This is a genomic window from Flavobacterium album, from assembly GCF_003096035.1.
GTDB lineage: Bacteria > Bacteroidota > Bacteroidia > Flavobacteriales > Flavobacteriaceae > Flavobacterium > Flavobacterium album.
The window spans coordinates 3,765,001-3,789,399 of sequence record NZ_CP029186.1; the positions used below are offsets into that span (position 1 = coordinate 3,765,001).

At 44.4% G+C, this 24,399-nt stretch carries 22 protein-coding genes, 2 tRNA genes and 1 rRNA gene; 15 read left to right on the top strand and 10 right to left on the bottom strand.

Annotated elements, in window-relative coordinates; translation table 11 throughout:
• Positions 1-157 precede the first annotated feature (157 nt).
• The 3 genes from HYN59_RS16870 to HYN59_RS16880 all read right to left on the bottom strand — a co-directional run bounded on the left by HYN59_RS16870 (position 158) and on the right by HYN59_RS16880 (position 2,129).
• A tRNA-Ala gene (locus tag HYN59_RS16870) sits at positions 158-231 on the bottom strand.
• A gap of 133 nt (positions 232-364) precedes the next feature.
• A tRNA-Ile gene (locus HYN59_RS16875) sits at positions 365-438 on the bottom strand.
• A 175-nt stretch (positions 439-613) separates the two neighbouring features.
• Positions 614-2,129 (bottom strand): 16S ribosomal RNA (locus HYN59_RS16880).
• A gap of 1,111 nt (positions 2,130-3,240) precedes the next feature.
• On the opposite strand from HYN59_RS16880, the gene HYN59_RS16890 reads away from it, so the two are divergent.
• Positions 3,241-3,738, top strand: coding sequence for a hypothetical protein (locus tag HYN59_RS16890; protein ID WP_108779400.1), 498 nt, complete (start codon positions 3,241-3,243; stop codon positions 3,736-3,738).
• A 99-nt stretch (positions 3,739-3,837) separates the two neighbouring features.
• Here the strand turns inward: HYN59_RS16890 and HYN59_RS16895 are convergent, their stop codons facing one another.
• Complete coding sequence (locus HYN59_RS16895) at positions 3,838-4,950, bottom strand: acyltransferase family protein (RefSeq protein WP_108779401.1); 1,113 nt, start codon at positions 4,948-4,950, stop codon at positions 3,838-3,840.
• A gap of 121 nt (positions 4,951-5,071) precedes the next feature.
• Between HYN59_RS16895 and HYN59_RS16900 the strand changes: the two genes are divergently transcribed.
• On the top strand, positions 5,072-6,691 hold the full coding sequence (locus tag HYN59_RS16900; RefSeq protein ID WP_108779402.1) for a DKNYY domain-containing protein: 1,620 nt from the start codon (positions 5,072-5,074) through the stop codon (positions 6,689-6,691).
• A gap of 149 nt (positions 6,692-6,840) precedes the next feature.
• Positions 6,841-7,443: a peptidylprolyl isomerase gene (locus tag HYN59_RS16905; RefSeq protein ID WP_108779403.1), complete on the top strand. Its 603-nt coding sequence runs from the start codon at positions 6,841-6,843 to the stop codon at positions 7,441-7,443.
• A 34-nt stretch (positions 7,444-7,477) separates the two neighbouring features.
• On the opposite strand, the gene HYN59_RS16910 is transcribed toward HYN59_RS16905, so the two are convergent.
• On the bottom strand, positions 7,478-7,963 hold the full coding sequence (locus tag HYN59_RS16910; protein WP_146185974.1) for a hypothetical protein: 486 nt from the start codon (positions 7,961-7,963) through the stop codon (positions 7,478-7,480).
• 237 nt (positions 7,964-8,200) lie between these two features.
• Between HYN59_RS16910 and HYN59_RS16915 the strand changes: the two genes are divergently transcribed.
• From HYN59_RS16915 to rplT, 5 genes are all read left to right on the top strand, one after another.
• Positions 8,201-8,383, top strand: coding sequence for a hypothetical protein (locus tag HYN59_RS16915; RefSeq protein ID WP_146185975.1), 183 nt, complete (start codon positions 8,201-8,203; stop codon positions 8,381-8,383).
• A gap of 367 nt (positions 8,384-8,750) precedes the next feature.
• Positions 8,751-10,697 carry a threonine--tRNA ligase gene (gene thrS / locus HYN59_RS16920; RefSeq protein WP_108779406.1) on the top strand — a complete coding sequence of 649 codons (1,947 nt, stop codon included), beginning with the start codon at positions 8,751-8,753 and terminating at the stop codon, positions 10,695-10,697.
• An 80-nt stretch (positions 10,698-10,777) separates the two neighbouring features.
• A complete protein-coding gene (gene infC, locus HYN59_RS16925) occupies positions 10,778-11,275 on the top strand; it encodes a translation initiation factor IF-3 (RefSeq protein ID WP_219928814.1) in 498 nt (165 codons plus the stop codon).
• Between the two features lie 84 nt (positions 11,276-11,359).
• Positions 11,360-11,557, top strand: coding sequence for a 50S ribosomal protein L35 (gene rpmI / locus HYN59_RS16930; protein ID WP_035738430.1), 198 nt, complete (start codon positions 11,360-11,362; stop codon positions 11,555-11,557).
• Between the two features lie 96 nt (positions 11,558-11,653).
• Positions 11,654-11,998 (top strand): 50S ribosomal protein L20, encoded by a 345-nt coding sequence (rplT, locus tag HYN59_RS16935; protein WP_108779408.1) that lies wholly within the window; start codon positions 11,654-11,656, stop codon positions 11,996-11,998.
• 229 nt (positions 11,999-12,227) lie between these two features.
• Here rplT and HYN59_RS16940 read toward each other — a convergent pair whose 3' ends face one another.
• Positions 12,228-13,070, bottom strand: a complete 843-nt coding sequence (locus tag HYN59_RS16940) for an isoaspartyl peptidase/L-asparaginase (protein ID WP_108779409.1) — start codon at positions 13,068-13,070, stop codon at positions 12,228-12,230.
• 97 nt (positions 13,071-13,167) lie between these two features.
• Positions 13,168-14,079, bottom strand: a complete 912-nt coding sequence (locus HYN59_RS16945) for a cyanophycinase (RefSeq protein ID WP_108779410.1) — start codon at positions 14,077-14,079, stop codon at positions 13,168-13,170.
• Positions 14,080-14,281: 202 nt separating this feature from the next.
• Between HYN59_RS16945 and cphA the strand changes: the two genes are divergently transcribed.
• Positions 14,282-16,909, top strand: a complete 2,628-nt coding sequence (cphA, locus tag HYN59_RS16950; RefSeq protein ID WP_108779411.1) for a cyanophycin synthetase — start codon at positions 14,282-14,284, stop codon at positions 16,907-16,909.
• A 95-nt stretch (positions 16,910-17,004) separates the two neighbouring features.
• On the opposite strand, the gene HYN59_RS16955 is transcribed toward cphA, so the two are convergent.
• Positions 17,005-17,607 (bottom strand): NUDIX hydrolase, encoded by a 603-nt coding sequence (locus HYN59_RS16955; RefSeq protein ID WP_108779412.1) that lies wholly within the window; start codon positions 17,605-17,607, stop codon positions 17,005-17,007.
• A 7-nt stretch (positions 17,608-17,614) separates the two neighbouring features.
• Between HYN59_RS16955 and pyrE the strand changes: the two genes are divergently transcribed.
• The 4 genes from pyrE (at position 17,615) to HYN59_RS16975 (ending at position 20,409) form a co-directional block, all read left to right on the top strand.
• Positions 17,615-18,256, top strand: coding sequence for an orotate phosphoribosyltransferase (pyrE, locus tag HYN59_RS16960; protein ID WP_108779413.1), 642 nt, complete (start codon positions 17,615-17,617; stop codon positions 18,254-18,256).
• Between the two features lie 158 nt (positions 18,257-18,414).
• Positions 18,415-18,807: an orotate phosphoribosyltransferase gene (locus HYN59_RS16965; RefSeq protein WP_108779414.1), complete on the top strand. Its 393-nt coding sequence runs from the start codon at positions 18,415-18,417 to the stop codon at positions 18,805-18,807.
• A 90-nt stretch (positions 18,808-18,897) separates the two neighbouring features.
• Complete coding sequence (locus HYN59_RS16970; RefSeq protein ID WP_108779415.1) at positions 18,898-19,428, top strand: hypothetical protein; 531 nt, start codon at positions 18,898-18,900, stop codon at positions 19,426-19,428.
• 276 nt (positions 19,429-19,704) lie between these two features.
• Positions 19,705-20,409, top strand: coding sequence for a DUF4241 domain-containing protein (locus HYN59_RS16975; RefSeq protein WP_108779416.1), 705 nt, complete (start codon positions 19,705-19,707; stop codon positions 20,407-20,409).
• Between the two features lie 161 nt (positions 20,410-20,570).
• On the opposite strand, the gene HYN59_RS16980 is transcribed toward HYN59_RS16975, so the two are convergent.
• Complete coding sequence (locus HYN59_RS16980) at positions 20,571-21,113, bottom strand: hypothetical protein (protein WP_108779417.1); 543 nt, start codon at positions 21,111-21,113, stop codon at positions 20,571-20,573.
• Positions 21,114-21,209: 96 nt separating this feature from the next.
• Entirely contained in the window at positions 21,210-21,938 is a 729-nt protein-coding gene (locus HYN59_RS16985) for a biotin--[acetyl-CoA-carboxylase] ligase (RefSeq protein ID WP_108779418.1), read from the bottom strand.
• Between the two features lie 94 nt (positions 21,939-22,032).
• Between HYN59_RS16985 and rsfS the strand changes: the two genes are divergently transcribed.
• A complete protein-coding gene (gene rsfS / locus HYN59_RS16990) occupies positions 22,033-22,404 on the top strand; it encodes a ribosome silencing factor (RefSeq protein WP_108779419.1) in 372 nt (123 codons plus the stop codon).
• 13 nt (positions 22,405-22,417) lie between these two features.
• Positions 22,418-24,349 (top strand): ATP-dependent zinc metalloprotease FtsH, encoded by a 1,932-nt coding sequence (gene ftsH / locus HYN59_RS16995; RefSeq protein WP_108779420.1) that lies wholly within the window; start codon positions 22,418-22,420, stop codon positions 24,347-24,349.
• The last annotated feature ends 50 nt before the right edge of the window (positions 24,350-24,399 follow it).

Genomic DNA, 24,399 nt, shown 5'->3' on the forward strand with positions numbered 1-24,399 from the left:
TTCCGGGTTAAACCCCGAACCCACAACCCGTAACCCTAAACCGGATTACTGTGCTTTCTATATTTTTCTACTTTTTGAATTTTATCTCAATATGTCAATGAACTTGTGGCGTGTCGACACAGACAATTACTTATCTGCGACCGACTTTTAGCCGTTGTGGAGAATATCGGAGTCGAACCGATGACCTCCTGCGTGCAAGGCAGGCGCTCTAGCCAGCTGAGCTAATCCCCCATTCTTTTTGAATTACGAATGACGAATTATGAATTATGATAATCCATTACCCATAACTTCCAGAATTTCCTTTTTTTTCAAGTCGAAGCGCTTTCAATCCGTAATTCGTAATTTACAAATTCGTAATTGTTTGTAGTCCCGGGCAGACTCGAACTGCCGACCCCTACATTATCAGTGTAGTACTCTAACCAGCTGAGCTACGAGACTATTTTATTTCAGATTGTTGATTTCAGATTTCAGATTTCCATGCTGCATGGCAACTTGAAACCTTAAACCTGAAACTTTAAACCTTTTCAGCTCTCTTCTTCTTGTATTTTTTGAACTAACAGCGAGAGTAAGTATCTCTTTACTTACTATTGAAGACCTGAGACCGTGTCTCTAGAAAGGAGGTGTTCCAGCCGCACCTTCCGGTACGGCTACCTTGTTACGACTTAGCCCCAGTTACCAGTTTTACCCTAGGCAGCTCCTTGCGGTCACCGACTTCAGGTACCCCCAGCTTCCATGGCTTGACGGGCGGTGTGTACAAGGCCCGGGAACGTATTCACCGGATCATGGCTGATATCCGATTACTAGCGATTCCAGCTTCACGGAGTCGGGTTGCAGACTCCGATCCGAACTGTGACCGGCTTTATAGATTCGCTCCCCCTCGCGGGGTGGCTGCTCTCTGTACCGGCCATTGTAGCACGTGTGTAGCCCAGGACGTAAGGGCCGTGATGATTTGACGTCATCCCCACCTTCCTCACGGTTTGCACCGGCAGTCTTGTTAGAGTTCCCGACATTACTCGCTGGCAACTAACAACAGGGGTTGCGCTCGTTATAGGACTTAACCTGACACCTCACGGCACGAGCTGACGACAACCATGCAGCACCTTGTAATGAGTCCGAAGAAGGGCCTGTTTCCAAGCCTGTCCCACTACATTTAAGCCCTGGTAAGGTTCCTCGCGTATCATCGAATTAAACCACATGCTCCACCGCTTGTGCGGGCCCCCGTCAATTCCTTTGAGTTTCAGGCTTGCGCCCGTACTCCCCAGGTGGGATACTTATCACTTTCGCTTAGCCACTCAGTCTTACAACCAAACAGCTAGTATCCATCGTTTACGGCGTGGACTACCAGGGTATCTAATCCTGTTCGCTCCCCACGCTTTCGTCCATCAGCGTCAATATAATGTTAGTAACCTGCCTTCGCAATTGGTATTCCATGTAATATCTAAGCATTTCACCGCTACACTACATATTCTAGTTACTTCACAGTAATTCAAGTTCTACAGTATCAATGGCAGTTCGACAGTTGAGCTGCCGGATTTCACCACTGACTTATAAAACCGCCTACGGACCCTTTAAACCCAATGATTCCGGATAACGCTTGGATCCTCCGTATTACCGCGGCTGCTGGCACGGAGTTAGCCGATCCTTATTCTTACGGTACCGTCAAGCCTCTTCACGAAGAGGTGTTTCTTCCCGTACAAAAGCAGTTTACACACCATAGATGCTTCATCCTGCACGCGGCATGGCTGGTTCAGGCTTGCGCCCATTGACCAATATTCCTCACTGCTGCCTCCCGTAGGAGTCTGGTCCGTGTCTCAGTACCAGTGTGGGGGATCTCCCTCTCAGGACCCCTACCCATCATTGCCTTGGTATGCCGTTACCATACCAACTAGCTAATGGGACGCATGCTCATCTTACACCAATAAATCTTTAATAATAATGTGATGCCACATCAATATACTATAAGGTATTAATCCAAATTTCTCTGGGCTATCCCTTAGTGTAAGGCAGATTGCATACGCGTTACGCACCCGTGCGCCGGTCTCAAAGCCCGAAAGCTTCTACCCCTCGACTTGCATGTGTTAGGCCTGCCGCTAGCGTTCATCCTGAGCCAGGATCAAACTCTTCATCGTATGTTTTTATATTTTTACGATCTTAATTCAGGTCTTTTTCAATAATTCGCTAAGAGCTTCTTACTCTCTCTTATGCTGTCAATCCAATATGTCTATGAACGTATCATTCTTCTTATTTCTCGCTAACTTCGTTCGCCGTAGCGGCTCTCTGTGTTAGCGGGTGCAAAAGTACAACTTCTTTTTAAACCCGCAAGCGTTTTGAAAACTTTTTTTAATTTATTTTCTAAAGCTTATTTTTCAGTATTTTTTTGAAGTGAACTTGCTTCCTTTTCCTTTCGGTTAGGGAGGGCAAAGATAATTTCTTTTCCCTTTACAATCCAAATCTTTTTTTACTTTTTTTTAAGCTTCCCTTTTTTGACTGCCACCCTACTTAGTATAGTAAAGCGCCCGTCTTTAAAGGGCCGTTTGCGTTTCAGTCTGTCTAAGAACATTGCCTTGAATGCGGGTGCAAAAGTAGGCACTTATTCCGCTTTTCCAAACTTTTCAACGCCTTTTTTTTATCTTTTTTCTTCGCTTTTCCTTAACTCTTTGTTAACGTGGTTTTTGACACAGAAAGTTTTTTGAAGTTTTTTTGAGAGAAGGGTTATTTCGCGAAGGACACAAAGAAGACGCAAAGTTTCGCGAAGCTTTCTCAATAAAGCGAAAGATGAGGCAAGCTCGCAGAGGCTTCCTGCACCTGCGGTGCAAGAAAAGAATCCTCACCCCCGGCTTCACGATCAATCAGGACGTACTATCTCAAGGAGAGGGAAGCCAGGACGGTATTCATCATATATATAGGGACGCTAACCTGAATAGTCCTCCCCCCCGGGCTCCCGATCAATCGGGACAAGCTATCTCCCAAGGAGAGGGGAGCCGGAACGTGCTTACTCGTATTTGAGTGAAGCTGACACCATAACATAACAAATATACGGATAGATGGCTCTTAGCCCTGATAGCAGCGGCATCCCCCCGCCTTTTTCGGCGGGGATAAAGCGGATAGCAGGAAAATGGATGGCTGGAAATGAAACGACGTTTCGCTCCTTATATACTATATAGTGTTTAAGGCAAAAATTTGGTGGCGGAATACAGCCTGTAATTAAAATCCTTACTTTAGTAACCTAAAACAACTATTATGAATGATGCTCATTTTCACCTTACGGTAAACCATTTGCCTATTATTATTCCCGGGATCGCATTGTTAGTCATACTTGGCGGCTTCATATTTAAGTCGGAGATCGTGAAGCGTACCGCTTATTTCCTGTTTATCATTGGTGCCCTGAGCACGTTTGTGGCTTTTTCGAGTGGCGAGGGCGCCGAAGAAGTTGTGGAACATATGGGCGCTGACCATCACCTGATCCACGAACATGAAGAAATGGCGGAAACCTTCGCACTTTTTTCGCATGCGCTGGGACTTCTTTCCCTAGTTGGGCTATGGGCCAACTGGAAACGCAAAAAATTCTCGAACATTATTGCTATCATTGTTATATTCGTATCAGCCGCGGCGCTTTACTGCGGAAGGGCAACCGGGACTACAGGCGGCGAGATAATGCATACTGAGATCAGGAATGATAATGGTGGTGCCCCATCTTCTGCTACAGAAGAAAAACATGAGGAGCACGATGACCATTAATTATATCTGTTATTAATTCGAATTAGTCCAATTATTTTGGTATCTCGACTGCGCTCGATATGACAAAATAATTGGACTAATTTGTATTTACAAGTTGCATTACCTTAAAAATTTCCCGCTAAGCCATTTCCGTACCGGCTCATCATACAGCTTAAGACAGACATAGGCCAGCACAATAGCTGACACAAAAAGCAGCAGACTTACCGGCCAGGCTTCGCTGATGGGCTTCCTGGTATCGGATATCCATCCTGTATATATGTAGATAAGCGGATAGTGGGTTATATATATGGGATAAGAAATATCGCCAAGAAATTTATTTACGCGCGATTCGTTTTTACCCTTTAGGCCTCCACTTGCTCCTATATATACTATAAGTGGAAAAATGAAGATGATACTCAGCGAGTCATACAGGCCATTTGCCCATAAATGTTCGCTCCCCCCTACCCTTGGCATGGCCAGCACGGCAATTACCAACAAGCTGCTCCACAAAAAAGCATTATTGATGCGTCCGGGCTTTACTACACGCTGCAACAGCAATCCTGCAAAGAAGGGGTACATTAGCCGCGCAAAGCCAACATGAAGCTGGGCCGCATTTAAAGACCATCCGCCCACTACATCGCCGTTAGTACCGGTAACCGCCATGTGCACCAACCCGAAGGCCGACAGGAACACCAATACAGAAAGTGCCATTTTGGAAAAATTCTTTACAATAAGTGCGTACAATATATTGGCAATATATTCATAGAACAGTGACCATGCAGGGCCATTAAGCGGATGCATCTCGCCCCAGCCGCGCAAATCCATTGACGGTGGAACCGGAAGCATAGTGCAACCTATGAGCATAATGAGTAACATTTGCCATAGGGGGATTTCGCTTATCCCGGGAAAAATGGCTGAGTCCTGAAAGTAAAAGCCGATTGCTCCTATGACCATACCCATTATCACCATGGGTTGCAGCCGTATAAGCCGCCGTTTGAAAAAGCCGCCAAGCGTCATCTTCCCCCAGCGGTCGTCATAGGCATATCCTACGACAAAACCCGAAAGCAGGAAGAAGAAATCGACCGCCAGATAACCGTGGTTGATCACCTGATCGAGATGGCTTGTAGCATGCGTTTCAAATATATGAAAGGCCACTACGATGAGCGCCGCGACGCCACGGAGGCCATCGAGTATCGCATAATGGGGTTTTGATTGCAAAGGAGCTGCCTGCATTACGAATTTGGTTTGGTATAGAAATTGTTGGGAACCAAATTAAAAAAATATTCAAGACGACTACCCTTATAAGTTTACTTTTACAATCATAAATAAGAAATATCAGCACCTATATATAAAAATGAAAAAACTATTACCCCTACTATTGCTATTAACCTTCGGGTCAACACAGGCTCAGACCCTTATACAGGGCTTTAGCCAGTGCACTTACCTGGAAAGCCCACTGTATATCATTAATGATAACAGCATTATTTACCAGGATTGCAAGGTACGGAAGATCGTGTATGCCGACAGGGCAACGTTCCGACAGCCGAAATACAATGAGATTGGCGTAGCGATGGACAAAAACGGCATTTACTTTCAGGGAACATTCATGGCTATCGACACGACCGGGTTTCAGGTTGTGGGCCGCAATAATAACTACGGCGGCTATACCTGGCTTTGGAAAACTAGGAACAAGGCGTATTGCAACCTGGACGAAATAACCGGTGTGGATGTGGCTACTTTTTCGGCTATAGAATGCCAGAACGGGCAGTATTTTAAAGACAAGAACTCGATCTACTATTTTGAAACTAAATTTGTAAAAATCGAGGGGTCGGATGGTGCTAGTGTGAACAAGACCTGTTCCGGATGGGTATACGATAAAAACTATGTATATGCCGAAGGCAAGCCACTGCTATATAACGGCAAAAAGCTGAAACCTGTAAATGAGTCGCTGGCAAAAACTGCATCGGCAGTAGTTAACAGGCAACTGCAACCCATTGCCGGTATGGATGCTGCCACAATAAAGGGTTTGTCCCGCTCCTATTCGATGGACAAAAATTTTGTATACTGGCATAATGAAAAAACACCTATTAAACCGGCCAGCTTTAAAAACGTAAAAGTGTGGGACCAGGTGAACCGTGCTTATGTGTCTGATGGCATCCATGTATATGCAGGTGCCAAAATGCTCGAAAAAGATTTTGATGCGAAAACATTCGGGATGCTTCCCCATTCCGATTTTTGCTATGATAAAAATGGTGTGTATGAACGCCAGTGGATCGAAGCCAAAGAAATAGTGATCAATGCAAAATTCCCATTCAATTATACCACCCCTGTAAGCAAGGCCAATATGTTCATTACCGACAACAGCCGCTATATTGTTTACAACGACCAGGCTTATGACCCGTGGGATAAGAAACTGTATAAAAACCTTACTCTGGAACAGGTTTCTTTACTAAATCAGGGGAAGCTGGAACTGAACGATGTGCACAGCAATACCTCGCCTGTAACATGGATCAACCAGGTATTTTATATACAGGATAATATCATCACGTGGCGCAATGCGGGGAAGGTGCAGCAATTTAAGGAGATCGATGCAGCATCTTTTTCTATATTGAATTATAATATAGTAAAGGATAAAAGCCATGTGTATAACCTTTACCCGAAACTCACGGTGCTCCCTATAGATGCTGCTACTGCAACAGTACTACAGGGAGGCTTCATAAAAGACAGGGACAGCGTTTATTTCAATGATAAAAAACTCCTCAGCAGCAAAGACGTTGAATTACTGGCCATATTCCCGGGCTACCGTATGGGATGCAGCCAGGATACAAGATATCCAAGCGACTATTATTTTTTCAGGAATACCGAAGGATATTATTTGATCGAGACTACACACCCTGAATTTACTGTGAAATTTTTGGGGAAGGAATTTAAAGAGTCTTGGGATCCAAAACTGGTGGGGTTTGTTTTGGAGTAGATTGGTTGATAGTTGATAGTTGTCGGTTGTCGGTTGTCGGATTATATGGGGAACAGGAAAACTAGGCACTCATATGGCGATGCAATTTTGCTGGTTTTGGTTTTAATCAAATTGATTACTTTAGTGGTTGAAATTGAACCTATTCAACCATGAAAAAAATCACCCTAATCCTGCTATCGCTTGTTTTTTTTGCATTTACTGATTTTGATTCTGTAACGGAAAGATCTCCGGAAACCTATACCGCAAAGTTTGAAACGACCAAAGGGGATTTTATTATAGAAGTCAATAGGAAATGGTCGCCCAATGCTGCCGACCGGTTGTATGAACTGATAAAGGACGGGTATTATGACAACACCCTTTTCTACAGGGTGGTGCCGGATTTTGTGGTGCAGTTTGGCAGTACGGATACACTGAAAATGAAAAAATGGAGCACCGGGGTTCCTGATGAAGAAGTGCTGCTCGGTAATAAAAAAGGAACGATAAGTTTTGCTCGCCTGGGTAAAGATTCCCGCAGCGCCGACCTGTTCATCAACCTGAAGGACAATACCCGCCTTGACACCATAACTTTTGAAGGCGTAAAAGGCTTTCCGGCTTTTGGCAATGTTACAAAAGGCATGGATGTCGTGGAGCAATTGTACTCAGGATATGGCGATAACACGCTTGAAGACGAAAACCTTTATGGCGACCGCGAGCTTTTTAAAAAAGCTTTCCCGAAACTGGATGGGATTAAAAGAGCTTATTTGGTGAAGTAGATTTTGGATTGTTAGCAGTAGGCACCATAACATCTTACCTTTTTTTAAATGTCGGATTACCATCATGTTCAAAGTGTATACCGTCTATAGTGTAATCACCCATTACACAGCCGTAACCTTCTGAAAACATAGTGAATTGCGACCACATAACCATCTTCATATTAGCAAGGATAAAAGGCTTTTGCCCGGGTATTAAAAAGTGGTACTGATAATTTACATTGAAGAACCTATCAGTTGACCCGGATCTCATTTTATTTTCAACATCTAATGGATTTTCCGCCGGACGTACATGCATTTTAAAAGAATCAAGCAGAACAGCATTATTATATTCCTGTACAACTATTGAATCAAATTCAGAATTATCAAAACCTTTAAACAAAAATAACTCATCATTAAAAGTTTTGGTTTCACTACACTTCCGCCTGTAGGTTTCCCGCTCCTTATCAGACCATCGTGTAGAACAACCGGATAATACACCTAATAAAACTAAAAGGTGGAGAGGAAATCTTTTAAAGCTCAAATTATATAGATTTTAGTAAATGGTAAACTTACTAAAAAATACCGATAAGTTAAATTAAGATACGAAGTCCTTGTTGAAGACAAGCTGCGATCAATATGACATTTTGTTATTTTTCAAGCAATTTATTTATACCACAAATTACTGCTATTATAAAATTTTATAAATTAACTTTCATTTAATATAATGAAAACTCTAATTTAAGCATATTTGCATGAATTGCTAATTAAAGAAATGACTATGCCGAAGAATATCACCAAATACAGGAAAAAAACGTTAGTATACGCACAAATTCACAATGACCCTGAGTACCGCTATGGTATTAATGGCTATGGCCGCATTGTTTTGGGAACAATTATTGCCTTATCGATCGTTGTAATCTGCATCTCTGCCGCTTCTGCAGGCGGTACGCAGCCCTGGTAAGAGCGCATATCAACACTCAAAGCTCCCTAACTCCTAAAGAGGTACATCTTTACTCCTACCGGCTACTGTAGCGCCAGATATAAAACTAACTTTCCTCTTAGCCCTGACCGCCGCGGTATCCTGCCGCACCTGGAGGCAGATAAAGCGAAGGGCGGGAATAAGGTTACAAGAACGCCGGGACCATTCGCTCCGACGTTCAATGGTTATCATTCAAGCGGCAATGGTGCGTTGCTGTAGGGTCCTTCATCCCTTCAGGCCTGGTTCGATGACATAAATATACCTTATAACAATCGTTTAAAATCAAAAGGATCAGCCCTTGCTTGTATAGTGTTAATCTGCTATCTTTGCACACTATAATTTTTAAACGATGATAAATATTACATTGCCGGATGGTTCGGTGAAAAATTTCGACGCAGGTGTTACACCTATGGACGTTGCCATGAGCATTAGTGAAGGATTAGCAAGGAACGTGATATCTGCATCCTTTAATGGTACAACCGTTGAAACGAAAACCCCACTGACAACGGACGGCTCTCTAATATTATACACCTGGAACGATGCCGAAGGTAAAAAGGCTTTCTGGCACTCGTCGTCGCACGTACTGGCCCAGGCGCTCCAGGAAATGTACCCGGGCATCAAGCTTACCATTGGCCCTGCCATTGATAACGGGTTTTATTACGATGTTGACTTCGGTGACCATGTAGTGACCGATAAAGATTTTAAAGCCATTGAGGACCGCTTCCTGGCCATTGCCCGCGAAAAGCACGAGTTCAGTATGCGCGAATCCTCAAAGGCTGATGCATTGGAATTTTATAAGAAAGAAAACAACCAATATAAGCTCGAACTTATCGAGAACCTCGAGGACGGCACGATCACTTTCTGCGACCATGCTACCTTTACCGACCTTTGCCGCGGCGGGCACATCCCGAACACCGGCATTATCAAGGCGATGAAGATCATGAGCGTGGCGGGTGCCTACTGGCGTGGCGACGAAAAGAACAAACAGCTGACAAGGGTGTACGGCATATCGTTCCCGAAACAGAAAGACCTTACCGAATACCTTGAGCTACTGGAAGAGGCAAAGCGCCGCGACCACAGGAAACTGGGGAAAGAGCTTGACCTGTTTGCATTTAGCAGCAAGGTTGGACAGGGCTTGCCATTGTGGCTGCCAAAAGGTGCCGCATTACGCGACCGCCTGGAGCAGTTCCTGAAAAAAGCACAGAAAAAAGCAGGCTATGAGCAGGTGGTGACACCACACATCGGGCAGAAAGAATTGTATGTAACGTCGGGCCATTATGCCAAATATGGCGCTGACAGCTTCCAGCCGATACACACGCCGAACGAAGGCGAGGAATTCCTGCTGAAGCCAATGAACTGCCCGCACCACTGCGAAATATACAACACCAAGCCATGGTCTTACAAAGACCTGCCGAAGCGTTATGCTGAATTTGGTACCGTATACCGTTATGAGCAGAGTGGCGAGCTTCATGGCCTGACACGCGTTCGCGGGTTTACCCAGGACGATGCGCACATCTTCTGTACTCCGGACCAGCTGGACGTTGAGTTTAAGAACGTAATCGACCTGGTACTTTATGTATTCAGCTCGCTTGGTTTTGAGAACTTCAGCGCGCAGATATCGCTTCGCGACAAAGAAAACCGTGAGAAATATATTGGCTCTGAAGAAAATTGGGAGAAAGCAGAAAACGCAATTATCAACGCGGCCCGCGATAAAGGCCTTAATACAGTTGTGGAGTATGGAGAAGCTGCCTTTTATGGCCCTAAGCTCGACTTCATGGTGAAGGATGCTCTTGGCCGCCAGTGGCAGCTGGGAACCATCCAGGTAGACTACAACCTTCCTGAGCGTTTCGACCTGACCTACAAAGGCTCTGATAATGAGCTACACAGGCCGGTAATGATACACCGTGCGCCGTTTGGTTCGATGGAGCGCTTTATTGCGATTTTGCTTGAAAATACAGCCGGAAACTTCCCGCTTTGGCTGATGCCGGAGCAGGCTATCATATTGTCCCTTAGTGAGAAATATGAAAATTATGCCAAAAAAGTTTTGCAATTGCTGGAAAATCACGAAATTCGCGCCCTAATCGACAACCGCAACGAGACTATCGGGCGTAAAATCCGTGAGGCAGAAGTACAAAAAGTACCGTTCATGCTGATCGTGGGCGAGGAAGAAGAGAAAAACGGAACGATATCTGTACGCCGCCACGGCGATGCAGGCAAGTCGAACCAAAGCATGACCATTGAAGAATTTGCCGCAGCAGTGCAGGCAGAAATAGATAAAACACTAAAAGCATTCTAAGTTTAACTTAAATATTTAAAGCCATAGCAATCAGAAATAACAGGGGCCCGGCCCGCGTAGAAAAAAAAGATGCACACAGGATAAATAACCTTATCCGTGTCCCCGAAGTACGGCTTGTAGGGGAAAATGTGGAGCCAGGAGTTTACAAGACTTCGCAGGCGCTGCAGATGGCAGACCAGCAGGAACTGGACTTGGTGGAGATATCCCCCAATGCAGAACCGCCGGTATGCAAGATAATGGATTACAAGAAATTCGTTTACGAACAGAAGAAGCGCGACAAAATGCTTAAGGCAAAGTCGACGCAGATTGTTGTGAAGGAAATACGCTTCGGCCCGCAGACGGACGAGCACGATTATGAGTTCAAGAAGAAGAATGCCGAAAAGTTCCTGAAAGAAGGATCCAAGCTTAAAGCGTTTGTATTCTTCAAAGGACGTTCGATCATTTATAAAGAACAGGGACAGATCCTTTTGCTAAGGCTGGCAACCGATCTTGAAGAATGGGGAAAAGTAGAGGCCATGCCTGTGCTTGAAGGAAAAAGGATGATCATGTTCATTGCGCCGAAGAAGAAGAAAGTGTAAAGAAGTTTTCAGTCGCAGTCACAGTTGACAGTCTGGCTGAAACAATAAAACAGTAAGTAAGATAAATTAAAATACAGGAAGAAAATGCCTAAAATGAAAACCAAATCCAGTGCCAAGAAACGCTTTAAAGTGACAGGCTCTGGTAAGATCAAAAGAAAGCACGCATTCAAGAGTCACATCCTGACAAAAAAATCTAAGAAGCGTAAGCTTGCCCTTACTCACTCTACATTGGTTCACCCAACAGATGAGAAGAGCGTTAAACAGCAATTAAGGCTTATCTAATACGCCGCTGTTTCGGTTAAAACAATTAATAACCCTGGAGTATGGCTTTTAAGTTTTCGCTAAGCGGAACGCCTGCTACAAAACACATTTAAAATTATGCCAAGATCAGTAAATTCAGTAGCTTCAAGAGCTCGCAGAAAAAGAGTATTGAAGCAGGCCAAAGGTTTCTTTGGCCGTCGTAAAAACGTTTGGACAGTAGCCAAAAACGCGGTAGAAAAAGCAATGGTTTATGCTTACCGTGACAGAAAACAAAAGAAGAGAAATTTTCGCGCTTTGTGGATCATGCGTATCAACGCTGGTGCAAGGCTTCACGGAATGAGCTATTCTCAATTCATGGGCCAGGTGAAAAAAGCAAATATCGAATTGAACCGTAAAGTTCTTGCCGACCTTGCAATGAACCACCCTGAAGCGTTTGCTGCTATAGTAAACCAGGTTAAATAAAGAACGTTTTATAAACAATATATTTATCTTACTTATAAATATCCCGCTTCGGCGGGATTTTTTGTTGCTTACTTTTTGGACGGTTTGGGTGACGGAGGCGGGGTTTTACCTTCTTTGGTTGGATTGTTTCCTCTTCCTTTGCCTGAAGGTTTTCCTGTTTTACTTGGAGCGTTTACTGGTGTTTTAGAAGCCATACTATTAAAGATTTAATAGTACTAAGATAAAAAAATCATCCAAACACTTCCACATTTTCTCCATCATAACTGGCGAAAACCATACTTGGGTGCGAATCCTGATGGAACATATTGCCGTTATGGTCAATGGCGATGGCGCCTGCAAAACCGTCATAAGGCTTTAGCTCTTCGAATGTTTTGGCGAATGCTTCGCTAATCGGCATGCCATCTGTAACGCGTGTTACGATCTTTGCGGATGTTGCATTGCTCACGATGTCCTCGCCTACACCCGTACAGCTTACGCCGCAGAAAGCGTTGGCATAATTTCCGGCCACTGTAGCCGAATCGGATATACGCCCCGGGATCTCGAAGCCTTTGCCCCCTGTAGAGGTTGCAACGGCTATTTTTCCATCCTTATCCAAAGCTACGCAGCCAACAGTACCAAGCCCTTTAGTCCCGAGTTTGGCTTCATATTCTTTCCTGCGTTGCGGTATCTCGGTTGAGAATGCTTCAAAACCATTATCACGGGCAAAACGGGTCGCCCCTTCGCCCCCAAGTACCCTGTCATCATAGGGCATCAGCTTTGTGGCAACCTGTACAGGATTTTTGACCTCTTCGATATTGATGACACCGCTCATCTTCTGGGTCGCGCCATCCATAATGGCTGCGCTCATGCGTATTTTTCCATCGCTTTGTATCTGCGAGCCGGTACCTGCATTGAACAACACATCATCTTCGAGCAGCGTTACAGCATAGGCAACGGTTTCCAGCGCTGAGTGTTCCTTCAGGTAATCATAAGAGGCTTTTACAATAGCTTTCATGGCTTCCTGCTTGGCCAGCTTAGTCGCAGCATCGGTATGCGATTCGCTGAAGAATCCTCCGTGAATTATAACTTTCATAGATTTTTATTTTAAAGATACAACCCTGCTAAACGTCGCGCCTTACACAAATAATCAAAAAATTTGCAGCTTAGCAAGCGATATGATGCAATTAAGCCTATTTGTCATCCTCACCAAGTACAGGCGTAATAAGTGGAGAAAAATACTGCGAATTGTGTATCTCAAGCGTATGTGTATTCAGGTCATAGATGTCATACATGCTCATCACGTGTACCGTCAGGCTGTTGATAGATATTGGCCTGCCCAGCTCTACCTGGGTAAGATTGGTATCTTTTATGTTGCGACCGTCAACCAGGATCACAAGCCCCGAACCTATAGCTTCCATCTTGCCATCACCGGTTATCAGCAAGCCGGTATCTTCGCCAAGGCCAATGCCCAGCACACGCGGATTGCCCACTACGGCCTGGAAAAGCCTTCCGATACGGCCCCGATGCACAAAATGCGTATCGATAATTACATTTTGTATCAGGCTGAGCCCGCTGGTAATCTTTACCTCGCCTTTCAGCAATGCCTCATGGCTGCTTCCCTGGTAAATCATGTTATTGGATGCTGCAGCAGCGCCGGCAGAGGTCCCTGCATAGATGAATTCCTCATTCTGGAATTTGTCCAGTATGATATCGTGCAGCTTTGTTCCGCCAAGTATAGAGGTAAGCCTAAGCTGGTCGCCCCCGGTGAACATCACCACATCGGCAGCCTTTATTCGGGCCAGCACTTCGGGGTCGGAACACTGCTCCCTCTTTTCAATGTGCATAAGGCCAACATTTTTTGCCTTAAGGTATTCAAAAGCCTTAACATATTCCGGCCCCACCTCACGCGGTATCACCGAGGCTGTTGTTATCACCTCTATCCTTGACTCTTCGTTATGTTTTGATTCGCGTATGATACGTCGCAGGATGCCGGTCTCAAAAAAATTGAGGTTGTTGGCAACATTAGCATCAAAAGTAGCCTCTGTAAAGCTTCCTTTATCGACAGCTCCTCCTATAATTATAAGTTTTCCAAGTACATTCATGTGCCAAAAGTAATTAAAAATAGCAGAACGCCAATGGTATATTAAAATTGGCAAAAAAGAAATTTCTAAAAAATTTACGCCAAACGGACTTTTTGATTATTTTTTTAATTAATTTTCTGACGATGAACCGACATCTGCACCAAAACGGGATAAATAACATAAAAAACACCTATAAACACCTCTAACTTACCCTATACCATTTATGAAGATATTGAAAATACAGGCACTTCGCGGGCCTAACATCTGGAGCGTTTACAGAAAAAAGCTCATCCAGATGCGGCTTGACCTTGAAGAAACCGAACAAACACCTACCAATCTTATACCGGGCTTTCGTGAACGTATAGAAGCCCTAATACCCAGCCTTGTGACACACCGCTGCTCTGAAGGCGTGAGGGGCGGCTTCTTTATGCGTATTGAACGCGGCACCTGGATGGGCCACGTTATTGAACATATTGCGTTGGAAATCCAGACGCTGGCAGGAATGGACACCGGTTTTGGCCGCACACGCGAAACCAAGACGCCGGGAATATATAACGTGGTCTTTAGCTACCTTGAGGAAAATGTTGGTATTTATGCCGCTGAAGCATCGGTGCGCATTGCCGAAGCGCTGATCGCAGGTACAGAGTATGATATTGATGCTGACATACAGGAAATGCGGAAGATACGCGAACGCGACCGCCTCGGCCCAAGTACCGGAAGCATCGTGGAAGAGGCTGTGGCACGCGATATCCCGTGGATACGCCTGGGCAGCAACTCGCTCGTGCAATTGGGATATGGCATCAACCAGATGCGTTTCCAGGCTACGATAACCAATAAAACAAGCCATATTGCCGTGGATATTGCCTGCAATAAAGAAGCTACCAAGCGCATGCTTGAAGCCGCCTCCATACCTGTTGCCGGCGGTGGCATCTGTACTGATGAGGCGGAACTGGAAGACATCATAAAAAAAATAGGTTACCCGATAGTGCTCAAGCCGCTTGACGGCAATCACGGCAAGGGCGCCTCTATAAATGTAACCAACCTTGAAGACGCAAAAGCAGGGCTTGTATTTGCCCAAAAATATGGCCGAAGGGTTATTGTTGAAAAATTCATTACCGGATTCGATTTCCGCGTACTGGTTATCGACAACAAAGTAGTTGCCGCTGCACAGCGTGTGCCTGCCCACGTAAAAGGCAACGGGAAGAACACGATACAGGAACTCATAGATATTGAAAATACCGACCCGCGCCGGGGCTACGGCCACGAGAACGTGCTGACGGAAATATCAGTAGACAGGGATACGACCGACCTGCTGGAAAAAATGGGCTACACGCTGGAAACAGTCCCGTCGAAAGATGAGATTGTGTACCTAAAGTCGACAGCCAACCTTAGCACCGGCGGCACCTCTGTAGATGTGACCGACCTGATGCACCCTGAGAATATTTTCCTTTCCGAACGTATTGCAAGGGTTATAGGGCTGGACGTTTGCGGTATCGACATCATGGCCGAGAACCTTACGCAGCCGCTTAAAGAAAATGGCGGTGTTATACTCGAGGTGAATGCCGCACCGGGATTCCGTATGCACCTGGCACCATCTGAAGGTTTGCCGCGCAACGTAGCCTCGCCTGTGATTGATATGCTTTACCCTCCGGGCAAGCCGAGCCGCATTCCCATTTTTGCGGTGACAGGTACCAACGGCAAAACCACCACTACCCGACTGCTGGCACACATTGTAAAAAACAATGGCTTTAAAGTAGGCTTTACCACCTCGGACGGTATTTATGTACAGAATCACATGCTTGAAAAGGGCGATACCACCGGGCCCTTCAGCGCTGAATATATATTGAAAGACCCTACCGTAGAATTTGCAGTGCTCGAAACTGCACGCGGCGGCATATTGCGCTCAGGCCTTGGCTACAGCAGATGTGATATAGGGATCATAACCAACATACAGGAAGACCATCTCGGCCTTAATGATATCCATACGCTGGACGACCTTTCGCGCGTAAAACGGGTGGTTGTGCGCAGTGTAAAAAAAGACGGATGGGCCATCCTGAACGGCGATGACGCGGAATGCATCAAAATAGGCAAAGACCTGGATTGCAACGTGGCCTACTTCAGCATGGATGAAGACAGCCCATTCATAAAAGAGCTGGCCAAAGAAGGAAGGACCACTGCCGTATATGAAAACGGCTTTATCACCATAAAGAAAGGCGAATGGAAGATCCGTATCGAAAAAGCATCACACGTTCCGCTGACATTGGGTGGCAAGGCGAAGTTTATGATCGCCAATGTACTGGCAGCATCGCTGGCTTCCTACCTATGGGGCTTTAAGACCGATGACATCAGCCTTTCGCTGCAAACGTTCATTCCGGGAGCGGCACAAACGCCGGGCCGTATGAACATCTTCAATTTCAGGAAGTTTAACGTGCTTATCGACTTTGCGCACAACCCTGCCGGCTACCGCGCTGTGGAAGATTTCCTCCAGAATGTGGAAGCTACCCACAAAATAGGCATCATCGCCGGTGTAGGCGACCGACGCGATGAAGACATCAGGGAATGTGCCGAGATTGCGGCACGGATGTTCGACCACATCATCATTCGCCAGGAAAAGCACCTGCGCGGGCGTACCGATGAGAATATCAACGGGCTTATTATGGAAGGAATCCAGCGTTCCGGACGGAATACAACCCACGAAATCATTGCTAAAGAGACAGATGCCATTAAGCACGCAATCGACAATGCTAAAGACGGCAGCTATATCACTGCCCTGAGCGATGTGGTTGCAAATGCTATTGAAATCGTACAGGGGTATCTTGACCGGGAAAATGAGGAGATTTTGAGTGAGTAAGGTTAGGAGCTGAGATTTTAAGGTACTTAGCAATTCAAATATAAAAGCGGTTTAAACCATGAAAGTTTAAACCGCTTTATCATTAAAATACAATATTACTTCTCTACTTCCACCGCTTCAAAAAGCAGCTTTATATTCTCATAGGAATTTGTCAGAGCATCTTTTATCTCTTCCGGCTTTAACCAGGCAACTTTTTCGATACCTTCATTTTTCTGGCCGATAAGCCCCCCTTTATAATTGGTCTTCATTTCAAACCAATGGGTGATCTTAAGTTTGTAAACACCATTCCTTTTGAAAACATGGTAGGTCTTTTGCAGCTTCTGTATGATCTTTAGTCCGCTTACACCTGTCTCCTCCTCTACTTCCCGGATAGCGGTATCTTCTATCTCCTCACCTTTTTCTATGCCGCCCTTAGGGAGGTCCCATTTGCCGTTACGGAAGATGAAGAGCACTTCGCCATTAGTATTGTAAACGAGTCCTCCGCCCGCCTTGGCAACCGGAATTTTTTCTTTAAGCTTCTTTAGTATCTCCTTTTCATCAGGATAATACAAAAACGCCTTATGTACTTTATTATTGAACATCTTCTTTATGAGCTGCTCAATATCAACGCTCTCCAGTAAAAACATCTGGAAATCGGTTTCTTTCTCGACCTGATTTGTCAAAAAAAGTGGCTTATCGTTTACAAAAACTTTATACATTTGCAGTATGATTTTTAATACAGACACCGCTAAAAAAACAGCCGAATTGCTTTTACAAATAAACGCAATTAAATTAAATCCGCAAACTCCATTTACATGGGCTTCGGGTTGGAAATCGCCTATATACTGCGATAATAGGATAACTCTTTCATTTCCACCGATACGCAACTACATACGCGAAGAGTTTTCGAAGCATATAGAGAAGGAGTTCGGAAAGCCCGACGTTATCGCCGGCGTAGCTACCGGAGCGATAGGCATCGGGATGCTCGTAGCTGAATATATGGGACTTCCTTTTGTTTATGTGCGCCCGGAACCTAAAAAGCATGGCCGCCAGAACCAGGTGGAGGGCTTTTTGCAGAAAGGCCAGAACGTGGTAGTGGTGGAAGACCTTATCTCTACCGGCAACAGCAGCCTCCTGGCCGTTGATGCACTGAAAGCAGCCGGAGCCAACGTAAAAGGCATGGTGGCGATATTTACATATGGCTTTGATGTTTCTGTAGAGAATTTCAAAAAGGCGAACGTAACGCTGCATACGCTTGGCAATTATGACACGCTGCTTGAAGAAGCTGCAGCGAAACAATATATTACAGAAAAAGAACAGGAAACCCTGAAGGAATGGCGCAAAAGCCCTTCGACGTGGGGACAATAATTTCAGATTTCAGATCGTAGATTTCAGATTCCACTCAATCCTGAAATGCTACATTGAAGAAATTCTGAATCATCATTATTACTAAAGCAAAGTGAACATAATCAAATTCCATTTTGAGTGAAGCTCAATCTGAAATCTAAAATCTACAATCTGAAATAATGAATTTAGAAAGCCAAAAAGTAACGGTTAACAAACCGGCCAAATATATTTTTGATGCCCTTAGCGATGTAAAGAACTTCGAAAAGCTGATGCCCGAGAACACGGCGAAGTTTGAAGTGACGGGCGAAGAATCGTTCATATTTGCATTGAAAGGCATGCCTGAGATTAAGCTCAAGATGAAGGAAAAACAGGCTCCTAACAAACTTGTACTGGGTGCTGCAAGCGACAAGCTGCCGTTTACCCTTAAAGCAAACATTGATGAGAAAGCTGCTGACAGCTGTGACATACAATTATTCTTTGAAGGCGAATTCAATGCGATGATGGCCATGATGGTTAAAGGGCCTATTTCTAAATTCATTGAGACACTGGCCAATAATATGCATAAGCTATAAGCTGAATACACTTTCATTTAATAAAAAACCAGCCTTTTAGTAAAACTAAGAGGCTTTTTTATATTTTTATGCAAATGTTACCTGAATATTATGAAAACAATATTGCTGTTATTGTGTTTGATAACCGGCCTTGGGGCACGTTCGCAGGGTGTGAACGGAGCGCTGGACAATGTGATACTCACACAGGCTGATGCTATGGGCAAGGCATTCATTGCCAAAGATTATGCTGCTTTCGTAAAGTACAGCCACCCTACCGTAGTGCAGATGATGGGCGGGAAAGCTAAAATGGCTGAAGACACTAAAAAAAGCTTTGAGGAATTTGAAGCCGAAGGTGTTGTTTTCGTGAACGTGACGTTTGGGCCGCCTTCTAAGATACTGGTTGTGGGAGGCGAAATGCAATGCACCTTCAATGAGATGATTGAAATGCGCATACCGGGCGGCAAGCTTACGGCTTTTACCAATGTAATTGCCATCTCTAACGATAATGGCGCTAACTGGTATTTTATAGATTGCTCCGAAAACAATGCGCAGGCCATGCGTAAGCTCATACCTTCGCTAAGCCCCGAACTCATTTTACCCGAACCGATAGGCCCGGCATTTGAAGAAGACCCCAAACCTTAATACTGATAGCCATCATACTGATACCCATTGGGGTAACCCTACTCCTTTATCTGAAGGAGTTGTCCCAAATAAAACCTCGAACTTGTACTCAGCGATATTGCCAAAGAATTTGGCATGCTGAATAATTCCGCGTTTGGAATTTCTTTTTTTTTGGTACGTCAAAGTTTTAGACTTTGTTTTTTAAAATTTGAAATTCCCGACTGGTTAAAGATTTTATAAAGTGTCTGAAGGCATTATTGTTTTGATTAATTTTAGTATCAATAAAAAAACCACATCATGAAAGATATTAATGACTTTGAGCTACCCTATGATCTTGCCGCTGAAATCAACGGACAGGAACTGGTAGAAATCCATATAGGCGATGTAAACCTGCCAACAGGAAGGATCATTGCTGCTGACCCGTTCTTCACCGAAGAGCAGCAGCCTTTTTCGCGCACCGTAGAGCCTGACAAATATCCTGTTTATATTTATGTAGCAAAGATGGATGAGCTTCACCACAGGATCGCTTATGCTAAGATCAAGTTTCGTCCTGAAGAGGCATCGAAATGGATACTGGCGCTTACTGATGACCTCACTGAAGACGAGCTTAACGAACTGGGCGAGGATGAATTCTACGGCTTTCCTGTAGAATCGGGACTGGCATGCTTTCTTGACGAGCAGACTAATTCCGAACTGATAGCGAAGATCGACCAAGTACAGGACAGCAAGCCGGAATCTAATTATTATGACGAGGTACTTGCAGAAGAGTTCCGGGAATATTCAGGAAAAAATAATTTCTCAAGGCAGCTTGGCGACTGGAACGACCACCATCCGAACCCGGATTCCGACAACAACGCCATTATGTTCGCTTCCGGTTGGGGCGACGGCTATTACCCCGCGTATTGGGGGCTAAACGAGAACGGTGATACTATTGAGCTTGTTATTGATTTCCTTATTAATGATTTTGGGGATGGCGAAGAAGAAGAGGAATTAGAAGATTAGGAAATTTCAGATTTCAGATTGTAGATTTCAGATTGAGCTTCACTCATACCGATAAACAAAGTGTTTTACAGGCTTGAGTGGAATCTGAAATCTATATTCTGAAACTTCATAGTAATTTCTCCGTAACGGGCTATTTGATGAATAACCGGACATTAATCTTTTCATTCCGGAGAAGCCGCAGAAAGTGTTTTGCCATTTTTAGTAGCACCAACATATCCATAGCCTTTCTGATAGTAAAAAACATAAGTCACCTTGGGGTATACTGCTTTAATTGCAAGAAGCCCATTATATTGACAATAGGGTGTTTCAAGTTTTTCATCATACCCGATAAGTGTAAAGACACAATCCTGCAATTCGTTTTTCCAGGTATCGCCGGGCTTGAAAGACGGATCTATACGCACGATCTCTTTATTATTCTCCGGAAAATACTGAAAAACGACACCTGTTTTCTCTCGAAAAAAAAGTACATCATTATTGCCTTTTTCCCACACCTGTTTAAACTTAAGGTATTTATTTCCTCCTATGACCGTATCTTTTTCGAACGTTTCAAAATAAAAGGTATCGCTCCATAACAGTTTCTTGTTTTTGATGTCTAATGGAAAATATGCACCGTTAGATAAGCCTTTGCAAAAGTCCTGTCCTTCCTTCTGGGCGTATGTAATGCCAAAGCATAAGATTGTAAGTGTAAGTATAAACCCTTTCATAATTTGTAATATGTTTATTTGATTTGGCCCATTTCCATTATATTTATTCAGAGGATAGCAAAATTTGCTGCATATTGTATATACTTTACTTTGTAACTAATAAAGAAGTACAACTTCTTTTAAACCAAAACTTGCAATACTGTCATCTTCCAATTGTACCTGGAGATTTCCGTCACGCGATACGCCTTTTATGATGCCCATAAAACGTTGGCCATCTTTTTCAAACGGCATCGGGACATCTTTTTTATAAAGCTTTTGGTGGTAGCTGTGCCATATAGCGGCAGAATCTTTATTGAGGATGCGTGACACATTGCGGCGAAGCTTCGCAACAATGGCTATCATTATGGCTTCTTTATCAAATTCCTTTCCTTCGGCAACAGCCAAAGATGATGCTTTTGGCAACCCGGTAAAATCGGTTTGGTTGACATTGAGACCGATGCCGATGATCGAGTAGATCTCACCATCATTCTTAATGCTGTTCTCAATAAGTATCCCGCCAATCTTAAAATTCCCTGCCAAAATGTCGTTAGGCCATTTAATGCAAATTTCCTTTTTTACAAACTCCTGAAGCGCTTCTATAATACTGACAGCCACCGCTGCATTCAGGCTGAATATCTCATTTATTTCGAGGAGCAGGTCTTTCACCAATACACTAAATGTTAGGTTCTTGCCCGGTTCGGCATCCCATTTGGCTCCCATCTGCCCCCTGCCCTGCGTCTGGCTTTCGGCAGACACTACCGTGAAGTTTTCAACATACCTTTCGCCCAGCAGGCCCTTCAGGTAATCGTTGGTAGAGTTAATGGCACTGAGTTTGATTATATTCATCACAAATAATGACGTATTATGTCTTTTAATCTTGTGTTAAGGTTCAAAAGTAAATACAAAAAATGGTAACTTTGCTAAATATATAAATTTTTAAATGGCGAAAAAGAACGTAAGCAATGATGATTTATTAGCCAATATCATCAAAGGCATTGAAGAAGTAAAAGGTAACGATATAGATATCCTCGATCTAAGGGCAATAGATAACACCGTGTGCGATTATTTCGTAATCTGCAACGGTACTTCAAATACACAGGTGAACGCGATCGTTCACTCCATCCAGAAAGTTGTTTCGAAAGAGTTGAAAGATAAGCCGTGGCATGTGGAAGGCACAGAGAACGGTGAGTGGGTCCTTATGGATTATGTGAACATTGTGGTACACGTATTCCAGAAACATATCCGTGAGTACTACAACATAGAAAGCCTGTGGGGTGATGCAAGGATAACATCAATAGGGAACAACTATTAATTAAAACAAATTCATGTCAAAAGATAATAAATCCAATAAGCTCAAAATAAGCCCATGGCTCATATATGGCGGTATTTTGCTCATGTTTTTCGCCATACAATATGTTGTAGGCGACTCCAACTGGAGCGAACCGAGGCCGACATCGCTCTCGACATTCTACAAATACCTTGATGCCGGGCAGGTAAACAAAGTAGTGTACAGTAAAACCACTGCCGACATTTACATTAAAGACCAGTTCCTTAAAAATAAGGAGCACCAGAAAGTACCGCAAAAGGACATGTTTGGCAATCCGAACAGGGGGCCTCATTACACGGTGGTTATTGGCGATAAGAACGAGCTTTTTACCAAAAAGCTGGACGAGGCCTATAATGCTAAAAAGCTGAACGATTATTCTGCAGAGCCGGAAAGCATGTGGGGCGATGTACTGCTAACCCTCCTTCCTATACTGATACTTGTCGCGTTGTGGATCTTTATGATGCGCAGGATGTCGGGTGGCGGTGCCGGCGGCGGAGGCGGACAGATCTTCAATATCGGCAAGTCGAAAGCCAAACTTTTCGACGAAAAGAACGACATCAAGGTAACATTCAAAGATGTTGCAGGCCTTGAAGGCGCGAAAGAAGAGATACAGGAAATCGTGGAATTCCTTAAAAACCCCGAAAAATATACGAGCATAGGCGGTAAAATTCCGAAAGGTGCGCTTCTTGTGGGCCCTCCGGGAACCGGTAAGACCCTATTGGCGAAAGCTGTTGCCGGTGAGGCGAAAGTTCCTTTCTTCTCACTGTCAGGTTCCGATTTCGTGGAAATGTTTGTGGGTGTGGGCGCCTCAAGGGTACGCGATCTTTTCAAGCAGGCTAAGGAAAAATCTCCAGCCATCATATTCATAGATGAGATTGATGCTGTGGGACGTGCCCGTGGAAAAAACAACTTCTCAGGCTCCAATGATGAGCGTGAAAACACACTGAACCAGCTACTTACAGAAATGGACGGCTTTGGTACCAATACAAATGTAATTGTGCTTGCCGCGACTAACCGTGCCGATGTACTGGACAAGGCACTGATGCGTGCCGGACGTTTTGACAGGCAGATCTATGTAGACCTTCCGGACATCCGTGAGCGCCGCGAAATCTTCGAGGTTCACCTGAAGCCGCTTAAGAAATCAGAAGACCTTGATACCGAATTCCTTGCCAAGCAGACACCGGGATTCTCTGGTGCCGACATTGCAAATGTATGTAACGAAGCAGCCCTTATTGCTGCCCGTAACGATAAAAAGGCTGTAGACAAGCAGGATTTCCTTGACGCGGTAGACCGTATCGTGGGCGGCCTTGAAAAGAAAAACAAGATCATTTCGCCGGAAGAAAAACGCGCGATCGCAATACACGAAGCCGGGCATGCCACCGTTAGCTGGATGCTGGAACACGCAGCACCTTTGGTGAAAGTAACCATCGTTCCGCGCGGGCAAAGCCTTGGCGCTGCATGGTACCTGCCGGAAGAAAGGCTGATCGTAAGGCCGGAGCAGATGCTCGACGAGATGTGTGCCACCATGGGAGGACGCGCTGCCGAGAAGGTAACATTCGATAAGATATCTACAGGCGCACTAAGCGACCTTGAAAAAGTGACAAAACAGGCACGCGCCATGGTTACGATATACGGGCTTAACGAAAAATTGGGCAACATTACCTACTATGATTCATCGGGGCAGAGCGAATACAACTTCTCCAAACCATATTCCGAAGATACTGCGCAGGTAATCGACAAAGAAATATCGATGCTTATAGAAGCGCAATACCAGCGCGCCATCAGCATACTGGAAGAGAACAAGGATAAACTGACGAAACTAGCAGATATCCTTATCGAAAGGGAAGTGATATTTAAAGATGACCTTGAAGATATTTTCGGCAAGAGGCCATATGATAAACCGGGGCATGAGATGGTTACAGAAGCATAATCCTTATTTTGCCAAATAATACCAAAAATCTTAATTCAATCGCAAAATTG